Source organism: Falsiroseomonas sp., assembly GCF_051860665.1.
Taxonomy (GTDB): Bacteria; Pseudomonadota; Alphaproteobacteria; order Acetobacterales; family Acetobacteraceae; genus Falsiroseomonas.
The window spans coordinates 40,540-64,560 of record NZ_JBHYDM010000018.1 but is presented as its reverse complement, the minus strand read 5'-3'; the positions used below and the strand labels follow the sequence as shown (position 1 = coordinate 64,560).

The 24,021-nt window shown below is 70.2% G+C and carries 24 protein-coding genes; 6 read left to right on the top strand and 18 right to left on the bottom strand.

All coding sequences use genetic code 11. From position 1 onward, the window contains the following. Positions 1 to 3 precede the first annotated feature (3 nt). The 9 genes from kdpB to ACTIF1_RS17550 all read right to left on the bottom strand — a co-directional run bounded on the left by kdpB (position 4) and on the right by ACTIF1_RS17550 (position 9,589). The gene (kdpB, locus tag ACTIF1_RS17590; RefSeq protein ID WP_439597753.1) at positions 4 to 2,073 is read right to left on the bottom strand and encodes a potassium-transporting ATPase subunit KdpB; all 2,070 of its coding nucleotides are present in this window, start codon (positions 2,071 to 2,073) and stop codon (positions 4 to 6) included. Between the two features lie 12 nt (positions 2,074 to 2,085). After that, positions 2,086 to 3,783, bottom strand: a complete 1,698-nt coding sequence (kdpA, locus tag ACTIF1_RS17585; protein ID WP_439597752.1) for a potassium-transporting ATPase subunit KdpA — start codon at positions 3,781 to 3,783, stop codon at positions 2,086 to 2,088. 4 nt (positions 3,784 to 3,787) lie between these two features. Further along, the gene (gene kdpF, locus ACTIF1_RS17580) at positions 3,788 to 3,874 is read right to left on the bottom strand and encodes a K(+)-transporting ATPase subunit F (protein ID WP_439597772.1); all 87 of its coding nucleotides are present in this window, start codon (positions 3,872 to 3,874) and stop codon (positions 3,788 to 3,790) included. A 468-nt stretch (positions 3,875 to 4,342) separates the two neighbouring features. After that, on the bottom strand, positions 4,343 to 5,731 hold the full coding sequence (locus ACTIF1_RS17575) for an amidase (RefSeq protein ID WP_439597751.1): 1,389 nt from the start codon (positions 5,729 to 5,731) through the stop codon (positions 4,343 to 4,345). Further along, complete coding sequence (locus tag ACTIF1_RS17570; RefSeq protein ID WP_439597750.1) at positions 5,728 to 5,925, bottom strand: hypothetical protein; 198 nt, start codon at positions 5,923 to 5,925, stop codon at positions 5,728 to 5,730. Before ACTIF1_RS17570 ends, ACTIF1_RS17575 begins: the two co-directional genes overlap by 4 nt. A gap of 13 nt (positions 5,926 to 5,938) precedes the next feature. Further along, positions 5,939 to 6,715, bottom strand: coding sequence for an N-acyl homoserine lactonase family protein (locus ACTIF1_RS17565; protein WP_439597749.1), 777 nt, complete (start codon positions 6,713 to 6,715; stop codon positions 5,939 to 5,941). Continuing rightward, on the bottom strand, positions 6,712 to 7,485 hold the full coding sequence (locus tag ACTIF1_RS17560; RefSeq protein ID WP_439597748.1) for an SDR family NAD(P)-dependent oxidoreductase: 774 nt from the start codon (positions 7,483 to 7,485) through the stop codon (positions 6,712 to 6,714). The genes ACTIF1_RS17565 and ACTIF1_RS17560 overlap by 4 nt, the downstream gene beginning before the upstream one ends. Beyond that, the gene (locus ACTIF1_RS17555; RefSeq protein ID WP_439597747.1) at positions 7,482 to 9,038 is read right to left on the bottom strand and encodes an ABC transporter substrate-binding protein; all 1,557 of its coding nucleotides are present in this window, start codon (positions 9,036 to 9,038) and stop codon (positions 7,482 to 7,484) included. The genes ACTIF1_RS17560 and ACTIF1_RS17555 overlap by 4 nt, the downstream gene beginning before the upstream one ends. Positions 9,039 to 9,181: 143 nt before the next feature. Beyond that, entirely contained in the window at positions 9,182 to 9,589 is a 408-nt protein-coding gene (locus ACTIF1_RS17550; RefSeq protein WP_439597746.1) for a VOC family protein, read from the bottom strand. 71 nt (positions 9,590 to 9,660) lie between these two features. On the opposite strand from ACTIF1_RS17550, the gene ACTIF1_RS17545 reads away from it, so the two are divergent. The 4 genes from ACTIF1_RS17545 to ACTIF1_RS17530 are packed head-to-tail and all read left to right on the top strand — an operon-like array spanning position 9,661 to position 13,993. Next, a complete protein-coding gene (locus ACTIF1_RS17545) occupies positions 9,661 to 11,055 on the top strand; it encodes an ABC transporter substrate-binding protein (protein ID WP_439597745.1) in 1,395 nt (464 codons plus the stop codon). Position 11,056: 1 nt separating this feature from the next. Next, positions 11,057 to 11,887 carry a sulfurtransferase gene (locus ACTIF1_RS17540; protein ID WP_439597744.1) on the top strand — a complete coding sequence of 277 codons (831 nt, stop codon included), beginning with the start codon at positions 11,057 to 11,059 and terminating at the stop codon, positions 11,885 to 11,887. After that, on the top strand, positions 11,884 to 12,990 hold the full coding sequence (locus tag ACTIF1_RS17535; RefSeq protein ID WP_439597743.1) for a MalY/PatB family protein: 1,107 nt from the start codon (positions 11,884 to 11,886) through the stop codon (positions 12,988 to 12,990). Before ACTIF1_RS17540 ends, ACTIF1_RS17535 begins: the two co-directional genes overlap by 4 nt. Positions 12,991 to 13,021: 31 nt before the next feature. Continuing rightward, positions 13,022 to 13,993, top strand: a complete 972-nt coding sequence (locus tag ACTIF1_RS17530) for a Bug family tripartite tricarboxylate transporter substrate binding protein (RefSeq protein WP_439597742.1) — start codon at positions 13,022 to 13,024, stop codon at positions 13,991 to 13,993. Here the strand turns inward: ACTIF1_RS17530 and ACTIF1_RS17525 are convergent, their stop codons facing one another. Together ACTIF1_RS17525 and ACTIF1_RS17520 are read right to left on the bottom strand one after the other, a co-directional pair. Then, complete coding sequence (locus tag ACTIF1_RS17525; RefSeq protein ID WP_439597741.1) at positions 13,994 to 14,704, bottom strand: ribonuclease activity regulator RraA; 711 nt, start codon at positions 14,702 to 14,704, stop codon at positions 13,994 to 13,996. Then, the gene (locus ACTIF1_RS17520; RefSeq protein WP_439597740.1) at positions 14,701 to 15,399 is read right to left on the bottom strand and encodes a glutathione S-transferase N-terminal domain-containing protein; all 699 of its coding nucleotides are present in this window, start codon (positions 15,397 to 15,399) and stop codon (positions 14,701 to 14,703) included. Before ACTIF1_RS17520 ends, ACTIF1_RS17525 begins: the two co-directional genes overlap by 4 nt. An 86-nt stretch (positions 15,400 to 15,485) precedes the next feature. Here ACTIF1_RS17520 and ACTIF1_RS17515 point away from each other — a divergent pair, with 86 nt between their 5' ends. Further along, the gene (locus tag ACTIF1_RS17515; protein ID WP_439597739.1) at positions 15,486 to 16,451 is read left to right on the top strand and encodes a Bug family tripartite tricarboxylate transporter substrate binding protein; all 966 of its coding nucleotides are present in this window, start codon (positions 15,486 to 15,488) and stop codon (positions 16,449 to 16,451) included. A 53-nt stretch (positions 16,452 to 16,504) separates the two neighbouring features. On the opposite strand, the gene ACTIF1_RS17510 is transcribed toward ACTIF1_RS17515, so the two are convergent. From ACTIF1_RS17510 to ACTIF1_RS17490, 5 genes are all read right to left on the bottom strand, one after another. After that, the gene (locus ACTIF1_RS17510; RefSeq protein ID WP_439597738.1) at positions 16,505 to 17,416 is read right to left on the bottom strand and encodes a DUF6282 family protein; all 912 of its coding nucleotides are present in this window, start codon (positions 17,414 to 17,416) and stop codon (positions 16,505 to 16,507) included. Between the two features lie 69 nt (positions 17,417 to 17,485). Then, entirely contained in the window at positions 17,486 to 18,634 is a 1,149-nt protein-coding gene (locus ACTIF1_RS17505; protein ID WP_439597737.1) for an alpha-hydroxy acid oxidase, read from the bottom strand. Then, positions 18,631 to 19,647: a C-terminal binding protein gene (locus ACTIF1_RS17500; protein WP_439597736.1), complete on the bottom strand. Its 1,017-nt coding sequence runs from the start codon at positions 19,645 to 19,647 to the stop codon at positions 18,631 to 18,633. Before ACTIF1_RS17500 ends, ACTIF1_RS17505 begins: the two co-directional genes overlap by 4 nt. Continuing rightward, the gene (locus ACTIF1_RS17495; RefSeq protein ID WP_439597735.1) at positions 19,647 to 20,324 is read right to left on the bottom strand and encodes an RraA family protein; all 678 of its coding nucleotides are present in this window, start codon (positions 20,322 to 20,324) and stop codon (positions 19,647 to 19,649) included. The genes ACTIF1_RS17500 and ACTIF1_RS17495 overlap by 1 nt, the downstream gene beginning before the upstream one ends. A gap of 34 nt (positions 20,325 to 20,358) precedes the next feature. Beyond that, a complete protein-coding gene (locus ACTIF1_RS17490; RefSeq protein ID WP_439597734.1) occupies positions 20,359 to 21,342 on the bottom strand; it encodes a Bug family tripartite tricarboxylate transporter substrate binding protein in 984 nt (327 codons plus the stop codon). Positions 21,343 to 21,485: 143 nt separating this feature from the next. Between ACTIF1_RS17490 and ACTIF1_RS17485 the strand changes: the two genes are divergently transcribed. Continuing rightward, entirely contained in the window at positions 21,486 to 22,385 is a 900-nt protein-coding gene (locus ACTIF1_RS17485) for a LysR substrate-binding domain-containing protein (protein ID WP_439597733.1), read from the top strand. 116 nt (positions 22,386 to 22,501) lie between these two features. Here ACTIF1_RS17485 and ACTIF1_RS17480 read toward each other — a convergent pair whose 3' ends face one another. Next, entirely contained in the window at positions 22,502 to 23,260 is a 759-nt protein-coding gene (locus ACTIF1_RS17480; protein ID WP_439597732.1) for an IclR family transcriptional regulator, read from the bottom strand. Continuing rightward, a complete protein-coding gene (locus tag ACTIF1_RS17475; RefSeq protein WP_439597731.1) occupies positions 23,260 to 23,907 on the bottom strand; it encodes a Bug family tripartite tricarboxylate transporter substrate binding protein in 648 nt (215 codons plus the stop codon). Before ACTIF1_RS17475 ends, ACTIF1_RS17480 begins: the two co-directional genes overlap by 1 nt. Positions 23,908 to 24,021 lie beyond the last annotated feature (114 nt).

The following is a 24,021-nucleotide window of genomic DNA, read 5'->3' as shown; positions in this document are numbered from 1 at the left end:
GGTTCAGACGAGCCCCAATGCAACGAGGATGAGATCGATGATCTTGATGCCGACGAACGGCGCCACGATGCCGCCCAGCCCGTAGATCAGCAGGTTGCGCCGCAGCAGCGCCGCAGCGCCGACCGGCACGTACCGAACGCCACGCAGCGCGAGCGGCACCAGCGCCGCGATGATCAGAGCGTTGAAGATCACGGCCGAGAGGATGGCGCTCTCCGGCGTGGCAAGGCCCATCACGTTCAGCGCAGCGAGCTCCGGATAGGACGCGATGAAGATCGCCGGCAGGATGGCGAAGTATTTCGCGACGTCGTTGGCGATCGAGAAGGTGGTCAGCGCGCCGCGTGTGATCAGCAGCTGCTTGCCGATCTCCACCACCTCGATGAGCTTCGTTGGGTCGCTGTCGAGGTCGACCATGTTGCCCGCCTCGCGCGCCGCCTGCGTGCCGGTCTGCATGGCAAGCCCCACATCTGCCTGGGCCAGCGCCGGCGCGTCGTTCGTGCCGTCGCCGGCCATCGCCACCAGCCGCCCCTCGGCCTGCGCCTTGCGGATATAGGCGAGCTTGTCCTCCGGCGTCGCCTCCGCGATGAAGTCGTCCACCCCGGCCTCGGCGGCGATGGCGGCGGCGGTCAGGCGGTTGTCGCCGGTGACCATCACGGTGCGGATGCCCATCTTCCGCAGCGCGTCGAAGCGGTCGCGCATGCCGGTCTTGACGATGTCCTTCAGCTCGATCGCGCCGAGGAGCTGCCCATTGCGCGACACCGCGAGCGGCGTGCCGCCGGCCCGCGCGATGCGGTCCACCGCTTCGCGCAGCGCGGGCGGGGCCTCCCCGGGAAGGCTTCGCAACAGCGCGTCCGCCGCGCCTTTCCGGTAGGCGCCTTGCGGCAGGTCCAGGCCGGAGATGCGGGTCTGCGCGGTGAAGGGGATCACCTTCGCGCCCTCCGGCAGTGCCGGCGCCTCCACGCCGAAGCGCTCCCGCGCAAAGGCCAGGATCGAGCGGCCCTCCGGCGTCTCGTCCGCCAGGCTGGACAGGACCGCGGCCTCGGCCACCTCGCGCTCAGCCACGCCGGGGGCCGGGATGAAGCCCGCGGCCTGGCGGTTGCCGAGGGTGATCGTACCGGTCTTGTCGAGCAGCAGCACGTCGACGTCGCCTGCCGCCTCCACCGCGCGGCCACTGGTCGCAAGCACGTTGAAGCGCACCAGCCGGTCCATGCCCGCGATGCCGATGGCCGAGAGCAGGCCGCCGATCGTCGTCGGGATCAGCGTGACGAGCAGCGCCGCCAGCACGGGCACGGAGGGAGGCTCGCCGTTCCAGCTCGCCAGCCCGACCAGGGTGGCCACCGCGATCAGGAAGATGATCGTCATGCCGGCGAGCAGGATGTCGAGAGCGATCTCGTTCGGCGTCTTCTGGCGGTTCGCGCCCTCGACGAGGCCGATCATGCGGTCGAGGAAGGTGGAGCCCGCTGCCGCGGTGATGCGCACCACGATCCAGTCGGAGACCACCAGCGTGCCGCCGGTGACCGCGCTGCGGTCGCCGCCGCTCTCGCGGATCACCGGCGCGCTTTCGCCGGTCACCGCGGCCTCGTTCACGCTGGCGATGCCCTCGACCACCTCGCCGTCGGAGGGGATGAGGTCACCGGCCTCGACCAGCACCAGGTCGCCGACGCGCAGTTCGGTGGCGGCGCGCGGCTGCCACAGCGTGCGGTCGTCCGCGCGCAGCAGAAGCTTCGCCTGCGCCTCGCTGCGCGCGCGCCGCAGGCTTTCGGCCTGGGCGCGGCCGCGACCTTCCGCCACGGCCTCGGCGAAGGTCGCGAACAGCACGGTCAGCCAGAGCCACAGCGCGATGCCCGCCTGGAAGGTCCAGGGCTGGCCGAGCGCCAGGGCGCGCCCGGCCAGGACCGTCACCAGGATCGCCACAACCTCGGTGACGAAGATGACGGGGTTCCGTACCAGGCGGCGCGGATCCAACTTCGCAAAGGCGTCCAGCGTCGCGCGCCGGACGATGGGGCCCGAGAGGAGGGCGCCGCCGCGGATCGCGCGGCGGGCCTCCCCGGCCGGAATGGCGGGTGTCATGTCCATGGATGCGGAGCCTCAGAAGGTCTTGCCGGCGCCGAGCACGAAATGCTCCGCGACCGGGCCGAGGGCGAGGGCGGGCATGAACTGCAGCCCGCCAAGGATCAGGATCACGCCGGCGAGCAGCCCGACGAAGAGCGGCCCGTGCGTCGGGAAGCTGCCGGCAGAGGCCGCGAGCTTGGGCTTCGCCGCAATGGCGCCCGCGATGGCCATGACCGGCACGATCACCGCATAGCGGCCGAACAGCATCGCCAGCCCGATCGTCGTGTTGAACCAGGGCGTGTCGGCGGTCAGACCGCCGAAGGCCGAGCCGTTGTTCCCCACGCCGGAGGTGTAGGCATAGAGGATCTCCGACAGCCCGTGCGGGCCGGCATCCTGTACGGAGGCAGTGGCGGCGGGGAGCACCGCGGCGACCGCCGTGAAGCCGAGGATGAAGAGCGGCAGCACCAGCACGGCCAGGACCGCGAGCTTCACTTCCTTCGCCTGCACCTTCTTGCCGAGGTATTCCGGCGTGCGGCCGACCATCAGGCCTGCGACGAAGACCGCGAGCAGCACGAAGACCAGCATGCCGTAGAGGCCCGAGCCGACGCCGCCCGGCAGCACCTCGCCGAGCTGGATCAGGAACAGCGGGACCATGCCGCCGAGCGGCATGAAGCTGTCAAGCATCGCATTGACGCTGCCGTTGGAGGCGCCCGTCGTCGCCACCGCCCAGAGAGCCGAGAGCGGCACGCCGAAGCGCACCTCCTTGCCCTCCATGTTGCCCATCACCGGGTCCAGGCCGGCGGCCAGGTGCAGGGGGTTCCCGCCGGCCTCCGCGGCATAGACGATCGCCACGCCCGCGACGATGAAGCCCATCATCACCGCGAACAGCGCCCAGCCCTGGCGGATGTCGCGCACGATGTGGCCGAAGGTCAGCGCCAGCGCGAAGGGGATGGCAAGGATCGCCCAGCTCTGCAGCAGGTTGGTCCAGGGCGTCGGGTTCTCGAAGGGGTGCGCGGAGTTCACACCGAAGAAGCCGCCGCCATTGGTGCCAAGCTGCTTGATGGCGATCTGGAAGGCTGCTGGGCCAAGCGGAATCGTCTGCGACCCGCCATCGAGCATCGTCGCTTGTACATAGGCCGAGAGGCTTTGCGGCACACCGCCCGCGACCAGCAACAGGCCGAGGATGAGGGCCAGCGGCAGCAGCAGGTAGAGCGTGATGCGGACGAAGTCCGCCCAGTAGTTCCCGAGATCCTTCACGCCGCCGGCCGCGAAGGCACGCGACAGAGCCAGGGCGAGCGCGATGCCGGTCGAGGCGGAGAGGAAGTTCTGCACCGTCAGCCCCGCCATCTGGCTGAGATAGCTGAGCCCGCTCTCGCCGCTATAGGCCTGCCAGTTGGTATTGGTCGCGAAGCTCACCGACGTGTTGAAGGCGAGCCATGCGGATTGCCCGCTGACGCCCTCGGGGTTCAGCGGCAGCACACCCTGCAGGCGCAGGATCGCGAAGAGCAGGAGGAAGCCGGCCGCGTTGGAGGCGAGCATCGCCAGCGTGTAGGCCTTCCAGCCCATGCCGCGCGCCGGATCCACGCCGCCGGCGGCGTAGAAGATGCGCTCGACCGGCGCGAGGAATTTGACGCGCCCAGCCGCGACAGCGGCGGTGTAGCGGCCGAGCGGGATGGCGGTGGCGGCGACGAGGCCGAGGATGAGGGCGATCTGCGCCCAGCCGATGGCAGTCATGGCGTCACATGTCCTCGGGACGCAGCAGCGCCCACAACAGGTAGAGGAAGAGTCCGGCTGTCACCGCGCCACCGAGGATGAGTTCGGTCACGGCGGTCAGACCCTCTCGCAGCCGGCCACGTAGGCGGCCATCAGGCCGAAGACGCCGACGCCGAGCGCCAGCAGAAGAACATCGATCATTGTGCGCCCCAATTCCGGGTGGTGGATGCGGACATCACGCGTCCGGACCAGCGGCGTAGCGGGGATGCGTGCAAAGGATCGATGTGGAATTCGGCGACGCGGCATAAAAAACGCATAAAGACAGCGGCTTCGACCGGCATCATGCCACCTTGATGGGCCGCCACCGCCTCTCGCATGGCGCCTTGACGCGATGACGGCGCAGTCACCCACCCTCCGCGCACCGCGCACGTATTGGGGGAGCGGCCGCCATGTTCGCCGGCGTCACCATGCTCAGATGCGATCTCGATGGGCAGCGTGAGGGATGACCGGTCGCGCGGAGGAGGCGAGCCATCCTCCCCGGCGCGCGCGGCGAATGCCCGCCTTGCGGATCAAGCGCCGCCTACAGCAGCGGCCGCCGCCGTTCGCCGCTGATCGCGCGTTCGAAAGCGTGGCCGGCGCGCAGCGCCAGCGCATCTTCGAAGGGGCGCGCGGCAATCTGGGCGCCGACCGGCAGCCCGCCTTCGCCGTAGCCCGTGCAGACGGAGACCACCGGCTGTCCGGTGACGTTGAAAGGGGCGGTGAAGTTGGGCCCCTGCAGCGTCGCCCAGGTGCCGAGCTCGCTGAGCGGCGGCGCCTCCCCGGGCTGCCCGGCGGTGATGAGAAGGTCGCAATCGCGCATCGCGCCGGCCACGGCCTCGCAGAGCTCGCGCCGGCGACGCTGCGCCTGGACGTAGTCCGCGCCGGTGATGAGGGCGGCGATCGACAGGCGCTCCCGCAGGTTGCGGCCATAGTCCTGGAAGCGGGTCTGCAACCATGGCTGATGGATCGCCAGCGCCTCCGCCATCATCACCACCCAGCAGGCCGCGTGGCAGTCGCGCAGCGGCGGCAGCGTGATGTCCTGGACCGTGGCGCCTTCCGCGCGCAGCACCGCCACCAGGCGATCGATCCCCGCCAGCACCGCCGGGCTCGCCGGCAGGTCGGATTCATGGAAATGCCGCACCACGCCGATGCGCAGCCCGCGCACCCCCTGGCCGAGGCCGGACAGCAGGTCCGGGGGCGCCCCGCCGGCCGAGGAGGGGTCCTCCGGATCATGGCCCGCCATGGCCTGCAGCAGGATGGCGCAAACCTCCACCGTCCAGGCCATGGGGCCGACCGTGTCCATGCTATGCGACAGCGGCAGCACACCGCGGCGGCTGCACAGGCCGAAGGTCGGCTTGACGCCGGCAATCCCGCACCAGGCCGCGGGCAGGCGGATGGAGCCGCCGCTGTCGGAGCCCGAGCCACCCAGGATGATCCCCGCCGCGACCGCCGCGCCGGTACCGGAGGAAGACCCGCCCGTCGCCCGCACCCCGTCCCAGGGATTGCGCGGCGGCGGCCAGGGCAGGTCGAAGGAGGGACCGCCACTGGCAAATTCATGCGTGGCGAGCTTGCCCAGCATCACCGCGCCGCCCGCCGCCCAGGCCGCGACCGTCGCCGCATCGCGGGCCGGCACATGGCCCAGCAGGATGCGCGAATGCGCGGTGGTCTCGACCCCGGCGGTCTCGAACAGGTCCTTGTGGGCGACGGGGATGCCATCGAGCCTGCCGCGCAGCGTACCCGCCATCTGCCGCGCCTCGGCCTCTTGCGCCTGGCGCAGCGCGAGGTCGCCAGTGATGCGGATGAAGGCGTGCAGCTTCGGGTTCAGCGCCTCCGCCCGCGCCAGCGCGGCCTCGGCAAGTTCCACAGGGGAGAGCGCGCGCGCGGCGATGAGCCGCGCGGCCTCTGCCAGGGTGGCGGGCAGCACCGTCATCGGCGTGGTGCGAAGACGGAGGCGGGTTCGACCTCGACGGGGCGCGGCGCGTGCAGCCGCTCGATCATCGCCAGGAAAAGCCCGGTGGCGCCCCGCACGCTTGCCCTGCCCTCCGGGTCCAGCGGGATGCGGGCGCGCGCCATCAAGGCGTCGAAGACGGCCTCCGGCATGGGAGGTGGCGTCGGATCGGCCATGCCTCGTCTCCCGTCAATCGAGCCGCGCGAGCCAGCCCTGCGTCCCGGCGGCGGAGGCCGCGTGGGCCTCCGTCACCCAGGGGTCGTGGCCGGGGATGACGAGGTCCGGTGCATCGGCCAGCGCCAGCACCGTCTCGAAGGCATCCAGCGCATCGCCGACATGGAAGACGGCCGGAAAGGGGATGCGCCTTTCGAGATTGGCCCGATGCGCGACGGCATCGGTGGCCAGGCACATCCAGCCGCGCCGCGTGTGCACGCGCACGACCTGCAGGCCATCGGTATGGCCGCCGACATGGTGCAGCGTCATGCCGTCTGCCAGCCGCACCTCCCCCTTGTGCAGCACCAGCCGGCCGGCATGCAGCAGGTCGGTGGCGGCGTTGATATCGGCCGTCTCATAGCCCGCCCGCAGCACTGCATGGCGCATGGCGGGGCCGGTGACATGGGCCATCTCCCGCGCCTGGAGATGGAAGGTGGCATTGGGAAACAAGCCGGGCTGCCCCGCATGGTCCCAGTGCAGATGGGTCTGGATCACCGTGCGCACACCGCCCGGCGCGGTGCCGAGCGCCGCCAGCGCATCCCCGAGCGCGCGGAAATCCGCCTTGCCGTAGCGCGCACATCTGGCCGCGTCGGCCGCGGTGTCCATGGCGATGACACCCCCCGGCCCGCGCAGCAGGAAGGCATGGTAGGCGATGGGCATGGCCGCATCGCCGCCCGACCCGCCGAGGAACCACTGGTTGGCGCGCCGCGCGCCATCGGTGGCGTAGCGCAGCGCATGGACTTCCCAGGTCATGCGCGCAGCCCCATCAGCGACAGCCCGCCATCTACCGTCAGCGTCGTCCCCGTGACATAGCTGGCGAGGTCGCTGCACAGGAACAGGATGGCGCCCGCCACATCCGCCGGCAGGCCGGTGCGCCCCGCCGGGATCAGCGCCAGCTTCCGCTCCCGCCAGGCGGGATCCTCGCGCGCCGTGCGATTGAACTCGGTCTCAATGGTGCCGGGCGCGACGGCGTTGACCGTGATGCCGGCCGGCGCCAGTTCCAGCGCCATCTGCCGTACCAGGCCACCAATGCCCGCCTTCGACGATCCATAGGCCACGAGCCCGGTGTTCGGCATCCACTGGTTGACGGAGGAGGTGAAGACGATGCGTCCCCCTGGCCGCCCGCCCTGCCCCATCAGGGCCGCGGCTTGCCGCCCCAGCGCGAAGGCGGCGCCGAGGTTGATGGCGTGGATGCGCGCGAAGTCGGCATCATCCGTCTCGGCCAGCGGCTTGCGCAGCAACACGCCGGCATTGCTGACCAGGATATCGAGCCCGCCCAGCGCCGCGGCCGCACGCCCCGGCAGCGCGGCTGCGGCCGCGGTATCGGCGAGGTCGGCCTGCAGCGCGACGCCGCCGGTCTCCGCCGCCAGTGCGGCAGCGGCCTCGGCCTCGTCCAGGTGATGCACGGCGACGCGGGCGCCGGCCTGCGCCAGCATCCGCGCCGCGGCGCGACCGATCCCCTCCGTGCCCGCGCCGGTGACCAGCGCGCGGCGGCCGGTCAGGTCGATGGCGAGGCCCATCATGGCGCGGCCGGCAGCACCTCGATCGCCAGCGTCTCCTCGTCTGCGCGCGGGGTGAAGCGGATGCGGTCGGCACGGCCGGCCCAGATCGCCTCGAAGGTCAGGATGGGGATGACGTAATTCTGCGCGATGGTCCGCTCCATCGCCGTCTCCAGCACGCGGCGACGCTCGCCATCGTCCAGGATGCGGCGACCGCGCTGGATCAGCGCATCGGTCTCGGCGTCCGAGATGCCGGAGTAGTTGATGGCGCCGAGGCCGAGATCGCGGTTCGGCGTATGGATCTGGCTGGTCAGGAAGTAGCTGCTCTCGCCGGTCAGGCTGCCCCACCCCGCGGCATGCAGCGGCCACTCGCGCCGGGCGCGCTGCGGAAAGAAGGTGGCGCGCGGTTGGGCCGAGAGCTCCACGCGGATGCCGATGCGCTGCAACTGCTGGGCCACCGCCTCGCAGATCTTGCTGTCATTGACGAAGCGATCGTTGGGGCAGGCGAGGCCGGTCTGGAAGCCATTGGCGTAGCCGGCTTCCCGCAGCAGTGCCCGGGCGCGGTCGGCGTCGAAGCGTGCCGGCGGGATGCGGTCGGAATGGCCGAAGAAGCCGGCCGGCACCGCCTGGTTCGCGACGCGCGCGCGGCCTTCCATCAGCCGCTCCACGATGGCCTCCCGGTTGATCGCGAGCGACATCGCCTCCCGCACCTTCGGGTCGAGCCAGGGGTTGCGCGGCAGCGGGGCGCCCTGCGCATCACGCGTGCCGGGCAGCGGGTCCTTCCCGATCTCCGGAAACAGCATGTAGACATAGGCGGAGGCACCGCCGAAGACCCGCGTCCGGCCCTGCTGCAGCCGCGCCACATCCTGCAGCGGCACGCCATTGATGAAGTCCACATCGCCGGAGAGCAGCGCCGCAACCCGCGCACCGTCATTCGTGATGGGCCGGAAGGTCACGCGCTGCCAGTGGGCCGGCCCCGCGAAATAATCGGCGTTGCGGTCCAGCACGAAGGGCTGGCCCGGTTGCCAGGCGGAGACGCGATAGGGCCCCGTGCCCACCGCCGCCTGACCGGTATTGAATTCCGCCGTCGTCCGCACGCCCTTGGCGCCGGAGATGATGAAGACATTGGAGATGTTGGTGGGCAGAAGCGGCACGGGCCCATCGGTCAGGAAGCGGACCGTCAGCGGGTCCACCACCTGAACCTCCCGGATACCCTGGATATAGGTGGCGTAGGAATTCGGGTTGTTCGCCACGCGGGTGATGCGCTCGATGGTGAACTTCACATCCTCGGCCGTCAGCGGGCTGCCGTCATGGAAACGCACGCCGGGGCGCAGCTTGAACTCCCAGGTCGTCTCGTCCACCGCGCGCCAGGATTCCGCGAGAGCCGGCCGGACCTGCAGGTTGGAGTCGCGCGACAGCAGCGTGTCGAAGATGTTGCGCAGCGCGGAGGTATTGGAGCCGAGCAGGTTGAACTGCGGGTCGAGCGTACCAGGCTCCGTCTGCATGCCGACCGTCAGATTCTGTGCTGCGGCCGGCATTGCGAGGGCGCAGGCGAGAAGGACAGCGGCGGTACGCATCGTTGTATCTCCGGACGGGTGTCGTATTGAGACGCGGCGCCCGCCGGGTGTCAACGCAACCACCGTCGCCGCGCCCGTGCCCGTATACGGCGCGGTGGCGCCTGGCGTGAGCCTAACGGCCGCGCCACGGCGCCAGCGCTTCATCAGCCACGGCGCGGGCCCCGGCCCTCGGGATAGACCCAGCGCGGGTCGTTGAACTCCTGGATCTCCAGCCAATAGCCGATGGGATCCTTGAAGAACGCGGAATAGACGTTGCGTCCGCCCTTCATGTTGGGCGGGCCGTCGAACTCGACGCCGCGGGCCAGCAGGTACTGATACATTTCCTCGACGTCCTCGACGAGGAAGGTGACCATCATGCCCTTGGTGCCGCGCGGGCGGCCTTCCTTGTTGCAGACACCCAGGAAGCCGGTGGGGCTGACCTGGAAGATGTGGCAGACGCCCTGGTCCAGCACCTCCTTCAGGCCCAGCACGTCGCGGTAGAAAGCGGCATGGGCCTCCATATCGTCGCTGTAGAGCCAGACGACATTCTGTTCGATGAACTGGGGACGCATGAATCGGCCTCGGCGCAATGGTCCAGCAGCATTGCCCGCCGGCCGCGCCGTGGCAATAATGCGGGATGACGATGAACCGCCTGACCGTCGCGCTCGCCCGCGTATACATCCCACCGCGCGGCCGCATCACCGACGACACCTCCGTCCTCACCCTCCGCTCCCTGGTCTTCGAGCCGCTCTGCCGCTGGCGCGATGGCGTGGTCGGCCCGGCGCTCTTCGCCGACTGGCGGCATGATGCGGAAGGCCGCGTCTGGCATTTCGCCATCCGCCCGGACGCGCGGTTCCATGATGGCGTCGCCTGCACGGTGGAACATGTGCAGGACTGCATCACGGCGACGCTGGAGGGGCGCGACATGTTCGGCATGCCCTGGTCCTATGCCCGCTACCTCGCCGGCGCGCGGATCGAGGCCGCGGATGCGCGCACGCTGCGCATCACCACGCCGCAACCGCTCGCGGACCTGCCCGAGATCCTCGCGGAGTTCTTCGTCACCAGGGACACCGCGGAGGGCCAGGCGCTGATCGGCACCGGGCCCTATCGCGTGGTCTCCTTGCAGCCCGATGCGGTGGTGGAGCTCGATTCCGTCGATCCCGCGCGCCGTCCGGCGCAGCTGCGGCTGGTGGCGGAGCGGGATGCGGAAGCGCGCTTCGCCATGCTGCTGGACGGCCGCGCCGATGTCGCGCTGAACCTGGAAAGGCGCGCGGCGGCGCCGGGCGGGCATGGGCTGGACTGGTATCGGACGCCGACAACGCTCTCCGTCATGTTCTACCTGAATTGCGGATCGGGCCTGTTTGCCTCCCCGGCGGCGCGGCTGGCGGTGAACCTGGCTGTGGACAGGCAGGCCATCCTGGACCGCCTGTTTCACGGTCTCGGCGTGCCGGCGCAAACCATCGTCAGCCCCTTCCATCTCGGCATGCCCGCCGGGCTGGCGCCGATCCCGCACGACCCCGAGCGCGCCCGCCGGCTCTTCGCCGAAGCCGGTGCGGATGGGGTGACGGAAATCCTGATCCGCACGCCCACGCATATGCCGGAACGCGCTCCGGAGATCGCGGCGATGGTGGCGCAGGATCTTGCCGCCGCGGGCTGTCCAGCGCGGATCGAGATCGTCGAGGATCGGCCGGACTATGCGCTCCAGGTCGGTGACAAGCGCATCGGCGATATGGCGATCTTCGACTCCTCGCCGCACAGCACTTTTCGCGTCCTGAACGACAAGATTTCCTCCGTGTCGCGTGGCGTGTGGTGGCAGGGGCATGACGATGCGGCGCTGGAGCCAATGATCCGCGCGGCGAACCGGACGATGGACCCGGCGGCGCGCGCCACGGCCTATGCGCAGTGCCTGGCGCGGCTGCAGGCCGACCCGCCCTGGCTCTATCTGTTCCATCCGGAGGAAGCCTTTGCCGCGCGCCCTGGCATCACGGGGCTCACCATGGATCATCGCGGCGTGCTCGGCTTCGACGGAGAGGAATGAGATGAACCACCGCGACAAGGTGCTGGTCACCGCGACCGCGCTCGGCGAGATGCTGGCGCGCGGCGCGCCCGTGGCCGTGCTCGCCATCCGCAATGCGGCGGGGGATACGGCCGGCACGCCGCGCATTCCCGGCGCGGTGGATGTGGACCTGCCGACACAGCTCGCCGCGCCCGGCGGCGGCACGCGCGGCAGCCGCCCGCTGCCGGATCTCGCGGCGCTGCAACGTGATTCGCGGTCCTGGGGGCTGCGCAACGGCCTGCCAGTCGTCGTCTATGACCATGACCGCGGGCTGGTTGCGGCGCGGGCCTGGTGGGTGCTGCGCTGGGCGGGGCTCACGGATGTGCGGCTGCTGGATGGCGGCTTTGCCGCCTGGCAGGCGGCGGGCCTGCCCGTGGCGCAGGAGGCGGGGCGTCCCGAGGCAGGCGACGTGACGCTCAGCGCCGGCCACCTGCCAGTGCTGGATGCCGATGCCGCGGCCGCCCTGGCACGGGACGGGCTGCTGCTGGATAGCCGGGTGCGCGTGAACTACATCGGCGGTCCCGGCGAGCCGCGGCGCGGCCATATCCCGGGATCGGTCAGCGCACCGGCGGCGGATGCGCTGACGGAGGCCGGGCATTTCGCGGATGGCGACACGCTGCGGCATCTCTATGCGGCGCTGGGCGCGGATGGCACGCAGCCGGTGGGTGTTTCCTGTGGCGCGGGAATTTCGGCCGCGCATTCGGTGCTGGCGCTGGCCTCCATCGGCATCGAGGCCGCGATGTTTCCCGGCTCCTGGTCCGCCTGGGCGGCTGATCCCGCGCGGCCCGTCATCATCGGAGGCAAGCCCCAGTGAGTCCCGACTTCGCCGGCACGCCGGACCGCCGCGGCACCGATTCCACCAAATGGGCGCGCTACGCGCCGGACGTGCTGCCGATGTGGGTGGCCGACATGGATGTGGCCGTGGCGCCGCCGATCGCGGCGGCGCTGGCGGAGCGGCTGCAGCACCCGGTCTTCGGCTATGCCGCCGTCCCGGATCGCGTGCGCCAGGTGATCGCGGACCGCATGGCCACGCGCTACGGCTGGGCCGTCTCGCCCGAGGATGTGGTGCTGCTGCCCGGCGTGGTGCCCGGCTTCAACATGGCGGCGCGGGCGCTGGTGCCGGCGGGTGGAGCGGTGCACTACCACGCGCCCGCCTATCCGCCGATCCGCGCCGTCGCCGCGCATTGGGGCCTGCGCGACGCGCCGCTGCCGGTGGAGGCCGGCGCCGGTGCCGTGATGGCGCGCGACGATGTCTTCCTGCTCTGCAACCCGCATAATCCCAGCGGCCATGCCTTCACCCGCCCCGAGCTCGAGGCGCTGGCGCAGGCTTGCCTCTCCGCCGGCGCCTGGATCATCGCCGACGAGATCCATTGCGACCTGCTCTTCGACGGCCGCCGGCACGTGCCGATCGCCTCGCTGTCGCCGGAGATCGCGGCGCGGACGGTGACCCTGATGTCGCCGGGCAAGGCCTTCAATATCGCAGGCCTGAAGATCGCCTTCGCCATCATCCAGGACGCCGCGCTGCGCGACCGGTTCCAGGCCTGCCGCCTCGGCATGGTGGACCAGGGCAGCGGTTTTGGGCTGCTGGCGATGGAAGCGGCCTTCACGCAATGCGACGCCTGGCTCGCAGCGCTGATTCCCCAGCTGCAGGCGAATCGCGACCATGCCGTGCAGCAGCTGCAGCGGCTTCCCGGCCTGCGCGTCGCGGCGCCGGAGGCGACCTTCCTCGCCTGGCTCGATCTACGCGAGGCCGGCCTCGGTCCCGATCCCGCCAGGGTGCTGCTGGAACGTGGCCGCGTCGCGCTGAATGCCGGGCCGGATTTCGGCGCGCCCGGCTTCGCGCGGCTGAATTTCGGCTGCTCGCGGGAATCGCTTGACGAAGGCATTGCCCGCATCGCCGCCTGCATCCCATCATGACGCCTTCGAGATATCGCTGAGGAGTCCTGCCATGCTGACCCGTCGCGGATTGGCGCTGTTGCCCGCCGGCCTGCTCGCCACGCCGGCCCTGGCGCAGTCCGGCTGGCCGAGCCGCCCGATCCGCCTGATCGTCGGCTTTCCCGCCGGCGGCCTGTCCGACCGCATGGGCCGCATCATCGCGGAGGTGCTGAGCGCCGGGCTGGGCCAGAATGTCTTCGTCGACAATCGCGGCGGTGGTGGCGGCACGACCGGCACACGCCAGGGCGTGACGGCGGCGCCGGATGGCTACACGCTGACCTTCGCCGCGCCGTCGACCCACATCACCGGGCCGCTGCTCTACCCGAACCCCGGCTATGACGGCGTCAGCGACGTGGTGCCGATCGGCGCCTTCGCGCAAATCGGCAGCCTGGCGGTGGTGCATCCCTCCGTGCCCGCCACCACCATCGCGGAGCTGGTGGCGCATTGCCGGGCCAATCCGGGCAAGCTGAACTTCGGCTCGGCCGGCTCCGGCGGTTCCGTGCATCTGGCGGGCGAGCTGTTCAAGATGATCGCGGGCGTCGACATCGTGCACGTGCCCTATCGCGGCGGCGCGCTGATGCTGCAGGACCTGCTGGCCGGCCGCATCCAGATCGCCTTCGACAATACGCCGCAGATCCTGCCGCATGTGCGTGCGGGCAGCGTGCGCGGCCTGGCAGTGACGACGCGGGAGCGGACGCGCTTCGCGCCGGAATTCCCGACGATGATCGAGGCCGGCGTACCGGATTTCGAGATCAGCAGCTGGTTCGGCGTCACCGCGCCGCCCGGCACGCCGCCCGCGATCATCGAGCGGCTCAGCAGCGTCATGCAGGCGGCGGTGACGGGCCCGGCCTTCAGCACCACGCTCGAAGTGCTGAATGCCGAGCCGCTGGCCCTCGGCCCCGCGGCCTTCGGTAGCTTCATGCAGGAACAGCGCGGCCGCTTCGGCGAGATCATCCGGCGGCTGGACCTCAAGGCCGCCGATTGATCAGCCGCGCTCGGCCTTGAAGCGCGCCTTCGTCTCCGCATCCGGCGGATAGGTTCCCTCGAGCGGCGCGCCGGCGGCGATCTGCTCGAGGATCCATTCCTCCATGCGCTCCTTCTCGATGGCGGCGTCGGCGACCTCCTCGGCGATCTCGCGCGGGATGCAGACGGTGCCGGAGGCATCGCCCACCATGACGTCGCCGGGGAAGACCGCGACGCCCGCGATGCCCACGGGCAGGTCGTAATCGACGATCATCACCACCGCGCCGGAGGGCACCGGCGAAGACCCGCCGGCGCAATGCACGCAGAAATCCATCTTGGACATGATCGGCAGGTCGGAGACCCCCGTATCCAGCACCGCGCCGGCCAGGCCCGCCTTCTGCAGGGAGGTGGCGATGATGTCGCCAAGCACGGAGACATGCAGGGCCGCGCCACCGGTGGCACAGACCAGCACCGATCCGGCCGGCGCCGCGGCGAAGGCCTTGCGGTGGATATTGGGGATCCGGCCCGCCGCCGCGGCCTCACGCAGATCCTCCCGCACCGGAATCGCCCGCACGGTGAAGGCCGGGCCGATCATCTTCGCAGCCTTGGGATTGCAGGGCGCGATGCCATGCAGGAAGCGCGTGCGCAGACCGCGGGCATAGAGGATGCCGGACAGCGTCGGCACCGCGACCTGCGCGAGCTTGGCCACCAGTTCAGGGGGCAAGGCGTTCATGGATACTGCAGCACGATGTCGCGCCCCACTTCCTTGGCTTCAGCTTCGGCGCGGTCACGCCAGGCACGCATCAGCGGACTTTCCATCTGCGCCGCGATGAAGTCCATGCTGTCGGCTGCCAGTTCCACGCCGTAGGTGACGTAGCGGCTGCACATCGGCGCGAAGGCGGCATCGGCGTAGCAGAAGCTGGTGCCGACGATGTAGGGGCCACCATAGCGGGCGCGCGCATCGCGCCACATCGCCTCCATGCGCTCCGTCCCCGCGCGCACGCCGGGGCGGTTCATCAGCTTGACGCTGGAGGGCAGGCCATCGCGCACCGGCCAGCGCTTGATGAGGTTCATCGGCAGGCCGTTGCGAACCTCGTCGAAATGGCTGTGCACCTCGGCCGCGACACAGCGGGCATAGGCGCGCGCGGTGGGGTCCTGCGGCCAGATGCCGCAGCCGGGATCCTGCTCCCACAGCCACTCCGCGATCGCCAGGCTGTCCCAGAGCACCATGGGCGCATCCGGACCACCCACATGCAGCGACGGCACGCGGCCGGAGGGTGAGACGGCCTTCAGCCTGGCCGGGCTGTCGGGGCGGGACAGGAAGATCCGTACCTCCTCCGGGGCGATGCCCCCCAGCTGGCAGGCCATCCAGCCGACCAACGACCAGGATGACGACCAGGCACTGCCCAAATACAGGACAGATCGCATACGGCTTCTCCATTCGCGTGGGGTATATTGCTGCAATGCACAAGGTCTGGGCAGTATCCTCTCCCAGGATGCTGGAGATCTTGAGGATGACAACCCGTCGAATGGTACTGGCCGCTGCGGCCGCAGCCTTGGCCGCGCCGGCCGTGCAGGCCCAGGCGGCCTATCCCAGCCGCCCCATCCGCTTCGTCGTGCCCTGGGCGCCGGGCGGGGCGACCGGCAACATCGCGCGCATCATCGGTGACGCCATGGTCCCCTTCCTGGGCCAGCCGCTGGTCTATGACTTTCGCGCAGGGGCCGGCGGCGCCATCGGCTCCGACAATGTCGCGAAATCGGCCGGCGACGGCTATTCCATCCTGATCGCCGGGGCCGGCACCTTCTATCGACCAGTAATCGAGCGCGACACGCCCTTCGACCCCTTCAAGGATTTCGGCTTCATCGGCCGCATCGGCGACGGCCCCTTCGCCCTGGTGACCCGCAACGGCCTGCCCACCGACCTCGTGGGCTTCATCGCCCATGGCAAGGCGAATGCCGGCCGGATGAACTACGGCTCCTCCGGCCAGGGCTCGACGAGCCACCTGACCGCCGAGGCCTTCAACACCGCGGCCGGGATCCAGGCGACGCACATCCCCTACCGCGGCTCCGCCGGCGTCACCGCCGACCTGATCGCCGGCCGCATCGACTACTATTTCGACGCCTTCTCCAGCGTGCAGGAGAATGTGGCCGCCGGGCGCATCCAGATCCTCGGCGTCACCAGCAGCCAGCGCGCGACGCAGGCGCCGGAGGTGCCGACGATCGGCGAAGCGGCGCTGAGCGGATTCTCCGTGGCACCCTGGTGGGGCATCGTCGGCCCCGCCTCCGTGCCGGCAGCGGTGACGGCGAAGCTGGCCGAGGCGATGAAGCAGGCCGCTGCCATTCCGACCGTGGTCGCGCAGCTGGGCGCGCAGGGCTGCCGCGCCGCCTTCCTGGAGCCCGCACCCTTCGCGGACTTCGTGCGGTCGGAGGACGCCAAGTGGACCCGCATCATCGAGGGCGCAGGCCTGCGGGTCGCGTGATCTTCGGCGACCGGACCGGACGCGCCGAGGCGTATCCGGTCCGGCCAGCCGCATCAGACCGGCAGCTTGAACAGCGCCGCAGGATTGGTCGCCGTCATCCGCCGGATCTCGTCATCCGTGAAGCCTTCGGACTGCACCAGCAGCAGATACTCGCGAAACGCCTCGACCGGCGGCGGCAGCAGGAAGACACCGCCATCGCTGGACAGCACAGCCCTTTCGCCCGCGGCGCGGATGCGCGGCGCGAAGTCCTGGATGGTGCTGGCATTGGCGATCTTGTGCTTCTCCTCATCCACATGCGTGAGCCCGACCTGGGTCGCATGCGTCAGGATGAAGAAGGAGAATTCGCAATAGGCGCCCATCGCCACGATCTCGCCGATCTGGTCGATGGTGTAGCGGGACCCATGCGTCCGCACGCGCTCCACGCCGCGGCGCCTGGCCTCCCGCACCAGCTGTACCGCCTCCCGCCCCGAGACATGGCCGCAATCGAAGACCACATCCTTCGCGGCGCAGAGATCCATGATGGCGCAGACCACTTCGGGTACTTCGCCGCTCTCGGGCACGAAGAAGGTGGTCTCCAGGAAGGCGGGGCTGCGGCCCTCGCGTTCGGCGATGTAGCGGGTGTGGTGCGTCGGCAGGCTGACGAAGCGGGCGCCGGTGCCGGGGCCGTAGCCATAGCCGATGGCGGCCTTGGCGACTTCCAGCGTCACGCCACCCGCGGTGGGCTGCATGATGACGCCGCCGAAGGCGTAGCAGCCGAGATGGCCCAGCTCCTCATTCGCCAGGGCCGCATAGCCCGAGGTGTTCTGGAAGTTGTCCATGATGCCGATGGCCTTCATGCCCGCGGCGGCGGCCTGGCGCACCGATTCGAACACATTGACCGACCGTCCGTTCAGATGCGGCGCGCTATGGACGTGGCAGTCGATGGCGCCCTTCAACAGGTGCGAACCAGGCATGGCGTAGGCCATCAGCGAAGTCTCCTTGGTGCGGGGGCGATCATGTCGCCCGGTCACTTCTCTCGCAGGCGGGCCGCCGCGTCAAAGCGGCGGACACGACGGCGCCGCGAGGTGGTCGACATCGCTCATCGCCGCAATTCGCGTCTGCCCAAGCAGCGCCATCACGCGCCGCAATTCCTGAATCAGGATTTCGATCGCCTGGGCCGCACCGGCTTCCCCTGCGGCCGCCACGCCATAGAGCGGCACGCGGCCGACCAGCACGGCCTTGGCGCCCAGCGCCAGCACCTTCGCGATATCGACACCGTCGCGGATGCCGCCATCCAGCAAGAGCGGCATGCTCCTCGCCGCAGCCAGACAGGCGGGAAGCATTTCCACCGTCGAGACCATGCCATCCAGCTGCCGCCCGCCATGATTGCTCAGCACGGCGGCCTCCGTGCCGAGGGCGGCGAGGCGCGCCACATCCTCCGGATGCACCACGCCCTTCACCACCAGCGGTCCCCGCCAGGCGTCGCGCAACCGTGCCAGGCCCTCGAAGGTGAAGGCCGGATCCTTGCCCTCGTTGATTGCCCTGCGCTCCGCCTGGACACTGTCGTCCGGCAGCTTCATCGCGATGTTCGGAAAGCGCGGCGGCCCATGCCGCAGCGAGGCCGCCAGCCAGGCGGGATGGCGCAGCGCGTCGATCCGCGTGCGCAGGCGGGGGCGCCCTGAGGGCGTGAAATGCCGCGCCTCCCAATGACGGATGCCGGCGACCGGCGTATCGACGGTGATCACCAGCCCGACGCAGCCCGCCCGCTGGGCCCGCGCCATCAGCCGCTGCGTCGCATCCGGGTCGCGCAGCGGATAGGCCTGCATCCACACCTGCCCGCCGGCCTTCGCCACCTGCTCCACCGGCATGTTCGACGCGGCGCTGAGGATGAAGGGCACGCCCATCCGCGCCGCCGCGCGGGCCAGCATGCCATCCGCGCCCGGCCGCATCATGCCGGCGACCCCGGTGGGCGCCACCATGATCGGCGCCGCCATGGCAAGGCCGAACAGGCGGGTGCCGACATCGACCTGGGACACATCGCGCAGCGTGCGCGGCAAAAGGGCCAGCGCATCCAGCGCTACCCTGTTGCGCGCGAGCGTGCGTTGCTGCCCCGCACCGCCTTCAAGATAGTCCACGACGAAGCGCGGCAGATGGCGATGCGCCGCCTCGCGCAAGGCAGCGATGCTGTTCGGCAGCGCCCTCACCGTGGATGCGTGAGGTACTGCGCGTTCACGCAGGTGCGCAGACGGCCGTTGCGCAGGTAATCGACCAGATAGGTCATCGAGAGACGACGGATATCGAGGATGCTCGCCGTGCTGTAGAAGGCCGAATGCGGCGTCAGGATCAGCCGCTCATCCAGCCATTCCTCGCCGGCGGCCCAGGCCTTGGTGAGCGGGTCCTCGCGATCCAGCGGTTCCTCCTCGAAGACATCGAGCCCGGCGGCATTGAGATGACCGCTGCGCAGCGCCTCGGCCACGGCGGCGAAATCCATGATGCCGCCACGCGCGGTATTCACCAGCACGGCGCCCCTGGGCAGCAGGGCCAGCGCGCGCGCATCGACCATCCTGCGCGTCTCCTCGTTCAGCAGGCAGTGGATGCTGAGCAGGTCGCTGCGTGCGAGCAGCGCATCCAGCGTGTCAAACCTCTCCCAGCCGAAGGAAAGCTGGTGGCCGACGGGCAGATGCGGATCGTAGTAGCCGACCTTCATGCCGAAGGCCTCGAACCGGCGCGCCGCCGCGGTGCCGATGCGGCCGAGCCCCACCAGCCCCACCCGCACCTCGCCCAGCCGCTTCACGGTCTTCAGCAGCCTCGCATCCCAGCTGTCATTGGAACGACGCAGCCGGCGGTCATAGGCCTGGACGCCGCGCAGCAGCGCCAGCGACAGGGCGACCGCATGGTCCGCGACCTCCGTCGTGCCGTAGTCCGGCGTGTTGATCACCGGAATGCCACGCTCACCGGCCGCCTTGAGATCGACATGGCCATAGCCGACGCCGCCCTGCGCGATGCAGCGGCAGCGGTCGAGCCTGGCGATGATCTCGGCCGGAAGCCGGTGCGCGCTACGGCAGTTCAGCACCGCATCCGCATCGGCATAGTCGCCAGGGTCCGGCAGCGTGCCCTGCACCGAACGCCGGAACATCAGCTCGACGCCAGGGCCGGCCGCGGCTTCCTCGACATCGGGCAGGGTGTCGTAGAGGGGATCGATGACCAGGATCTTCATCAGTGGGTCTTCTGCCAGAGGGAGATGAGCGCCTCGGCATCGAAGCCGGCCGCCCTTGTGGCGTCGATCATCGCCTGTTCATCCGCGAGCAGATCCTCGATCGCGTCCGGAAGTGCCGCGACATGCTCGGGCGGCACGATCATCGCGCCATGCCGGTCGGCATGGATCAGGTCGCCCGGATGCACGGTGAGGCCGAAGACGGTCACCGGTTCGCCGAAGCCGCGGATCTGCGTGAAGCCATTGCCGAGGCAGATGCTACCGGCGAGGATCGGAAAGCCGTCCACGGCATGAAGGTCACGCATGGCGCCATTGGTGATGACGCCCGCGCAGCCGAGGCCACGATGGATCGCCGCATGCACCTCCCCCCAGATCGCCCCGAGCCCAGGACGTTCGCCGACATCCTGCATCACAACGATGCATGGGCCAGGGCCGCGATCCACCATGCGGTAGTAGCCAAAGCGGATCGCGTCCTTCTCGGCCTGGGCCAGTGGCGCGGGCCGGTCGGATGTCATGCGCGCCGTCACCGCATGGCCCACCATGCGCATGGCGGGATCGCTCGCGATCGGCCGGCCGAGGGTCAGCCCCTCGACGCTGTGGCCGCGCAGCCTGGTCAGGGCGTTCCAGACGGTGGGCGTGTCGTATCGTCGCAGCGTGGCGATGGTTGCTTCGGTATCCATGCGTATCGTCCTTGCGGCGGGGCTCCGCCCTGCGTCAGTTGAGGCTGATGTTCCCGCGCGTGATCACACGCTTCCAGCGCGCCGCATCATCGGCCAGCGTCGCCCCGAAGGCGGCGGGCCCCTCGCCGACCGGGACCAGGATCAAGGGCTCCAGCCGCGCCTGCAGCGCCGGCAGCGCCATGACCGCGCGCACCACCTCATCCACCCGCGCGATGGCCGAGGCCGGTGTGCCGACGCGGGCGACGAGCCCGATCCAGACGCGCACATCCATGCCGGGAATGCCCAGCTCCGTCGTCGTCGGCACATCGGGATATTGCGCCAGGCGCACAGGACCGGCCGCGGCGATGGCGCGCAACTCCCGCCGGTCCAGCGCCGGCTTCACGGAGGCGACGGAGCCCAGCGTCATGTCGACACGGCCGGACATCAGATCCGCCATCGCCTGCCCGGTGCCGCGATACGGCACGTGCAGGAAGCCGGCGCCGGTTTCCTGGTTGAGGATCTCCATCATCAGATGCGTGACCGAGCCGATGCCCGGCGAGGCATAGGTGATGCTGCGGGGCCGCGCCTTGGTCTCGGCGATCATCTCGTTCAGCCCCGGCTGGCGCAGCGACGGGCCGGCGGAAAAGATATAGGGCGCATCCACCAGATGCGTGACGGGCACCAGATCGCGCATCGGATCGAAGCTGAGATTCGGCGCCAGCGCCGCGGCGATGGTCACCTGGCCGCCGGAGGCGACCAGAAGGCTGGTCCCGTTCGCCGGCGACTGCACCACATTCTCCGCCGCGATGAGTCCGGCCGCACCGGTGCGGTTCTCCACCACCACCTCCTGGCGCAGCCGCTCAGCCATATGCGGCGCCATCAGGCGGGCCAGCACATCGACCGAACCACCCGGCGCGAAGGGCACGATGAGCCGGATCGGTCCCGTTCCGCCGGATTGGGCCCGGGCAGGCACGGCAAGGGCGGGCATGGCCAGGCTCGCGCTGGCCGCGGCCAGCAGGCTTCTCCTGTTGATGGGCACTGGACATGATCTCCTGTGAAGCACCGCCGGGGCGTGCCACGCCCCTGGCACCGTCACACGATCATCACGGCGAAGCCCGGATAGTGTCCAATCGCATTTCTTCGTCTATCTATGCAGAAATGCTATCAAGTCGGGCGTCAGGCATGGTCACCCATCGCATGGTCGAGGCATTCCGCGCGGTGATGCAGACTGGCAGCGTCACGCGTGCGGCCGGCATGCTGAACATTTCCCAGCCTTCGGTGAGTCGCCTGCTGGCGGATCTCGAAGCGGGGCTGGGCCTGCGCCTGTTCGACCGGCGCGGCACGCGCATGACCGCGACGAGCGAAGGCATCGAGCTTCATGACGAGGTCGAACGGTCCTTCCTCGGCCTGGCGCGCGTGCTCGATACGGCGGAGCGGATCCGCGCGCGTCATTCGCAGGTGCTTTCGGTCGCCACCATCCCGGCGCTGGGCAATACGCTCCTGCCCGAGGTGTTGCGAGGATTCCAGGCCTTGCGCGACGCCCCGGTGGTGCATCTGCACATCGTGCCGTCGCAGCAGGCCCTCAGCCTGCTCGCCCAGCGGCGCTGCGACCTGGCCTTCGCCTCGATCGCACCCGCGCCCGAGATCGGCCGGCAGGTCGCAAGCTTCCCGATGCGCGGGCGCGTCATCCTCCCGGCCGCACATCGCCTTGCGCGTGGCAGCCGGGCGCTGACACCGGAGTTGCTGGCGGGCGAGCCGATCGTCGCACTGGCGGCCCATTCGGTGATGCGGGTGGAGACCGAACAGGCCTTTGCCCAGCGCGGCGTGCCCTTCCACGTCGCGATCGAGACGATGCAGGCCTTCTCCGCGGCGCAGCTCGTCCAGGCCGGCTTCGGCTGCGCCATCGTCGATCCGATGACCGCCCGCGCCCATGAGGCGTCCGGCGGCGCGAGCCGCGCCTTCGAGCCCGAGATCGATTTCTCCTTCAGCGCCTATGCCTGGCGCACGGGCGACCAGATGGGCTGGATCGAACGCTTCGTCGCATCGGTCGCCGCGGCCGTCGCGTCACTGACCGGCGATTGAGACGCCGGGCACCACCTCCCGGCCCAGCCACTTCAACCGCCCTCTCCAACCGCGCCCGCTCGGGGACAGGCCTTCCGCGCGAAAGGCCAGCCTCGTCGCCCGCCTTCCAATCCCGCTCAGCCGGCCGGCTCGGCGCCGACGCGCGGCCGTTCCGGCATCTCGCCACCGATCCGCCGGGTCAGAGTTGCAGCCGCCTCGGTGAGGATCGGCCGGGCGGCCGCCTGCGCCTCCGCGGTCCAGCGGATCACCGGCGCGGAGAGCGCGAGGGCACCGGCGAGCTTGTCACCCGGCCCGAACACCGGCGCAGCCATCGCGCCGGTATGCGGATCCGTCGCCCCCATGGTGACGATCGGCAGCTCGAGCGTCGCGGCATAGGACGGCAGGGGTCGCGGCGCGAAGGCCCGCAGCACCTGGGCGATGCCGGAATTGTCGAGCGGCAGCGCATCGCCGACCCGCACATGCATCCGCAGCAGATGCGGGCTGTCCACCCGATGCAGGCAGAGCCGCTGCTCCCCGCGCCGCACGTAGAAGGCCGCCGTCTCGCCCGTCCGGGCCACGAGCTCCTCCAGCACCGGGATCACATGCGCATCCAGCCGGAAGGATTGCGTGTAGATGGAGCCGAGGCGGAGGACCTCGGCATCGAGCCGATAGGCGCCCTCCTCCTCGCGCGCCAGATAGCCATGCTCCTCCAGCGAGATGGCCAGACGCATGATGGTGCTCTTCACCAGGCCGGTCCGTTCCGCCAGCTCCGCCAGCGACAGGGCCCGATCGCCCTTGCGGAAGGCCGAGAGCACGGTCAGGGCACGGTCCGCCGAAGCAACGCCCTCAAGCGCCGGCCTTCGCTTTTCCTTCTCCACCATGGGCGCCTCCGTCATCAGGCCGCATCTAAGCCGATTCCGGGCGCGCGCGCAGGATGCGGCCGGTCGGGTCGTGCAGGCCGGTCTGTTCCTGGTCTGTGAAGAAGATGCTGCCATCCGCGCCGAGGGCCCGGTCGTTCAGCCCCCTTGAAGGTGGCGACCTGCGGCAGGACGGGCGCGCGCTGCGCGCCGCTGATTGCGAGCACGCGCAGCGTGCCGCCCTGGACATGGCCGAGCGCCAAGTCGAGCGAGACCATGACCGCGTCCACCTGGCGCGACAGCACATTGGTCACCGCCTCCCCCGCCCCGCGGAAGGGCAGGTGCAGCATGCGGGTTCCGGCGGCCTGGGCGAAGGCGGCGGTGGCGAAGTACGGCGCGCTGCCGCTGCCGCCGGTGCCGTAGGTGATACGCTCCGGCTCGCGCTTCGCGGCCGCGATCAGCGCCGCGAGGTCGGGCCAGGGCGCGTGGCGGTGCACGGCGATCACGACCACCGGCCGTCCCAGGCTCACGGCGAGCTTGGGCGGGAGGCGCCGCGCGATGGTATGCACGGCCCCGCCGGGCGCCCAGGCGACGACGAGGCGGATCGGGCGCGACGGCCAGGCTTCGCCCGCCGCGCCGCCCTGCGCGAGCCCGGGCCGGGACAGCGCCCCGCAGGCGAGCGGCATGGCGGCGAGACCGGCGCGGAGGATCTGGCGGCGGAGAGCATGAGGCGCGATTCCTTCCCGGGGATGCCCTGTTGCCGGGGCTTGTTTTTCGAAATGGCGTTTCGTTATATTCGA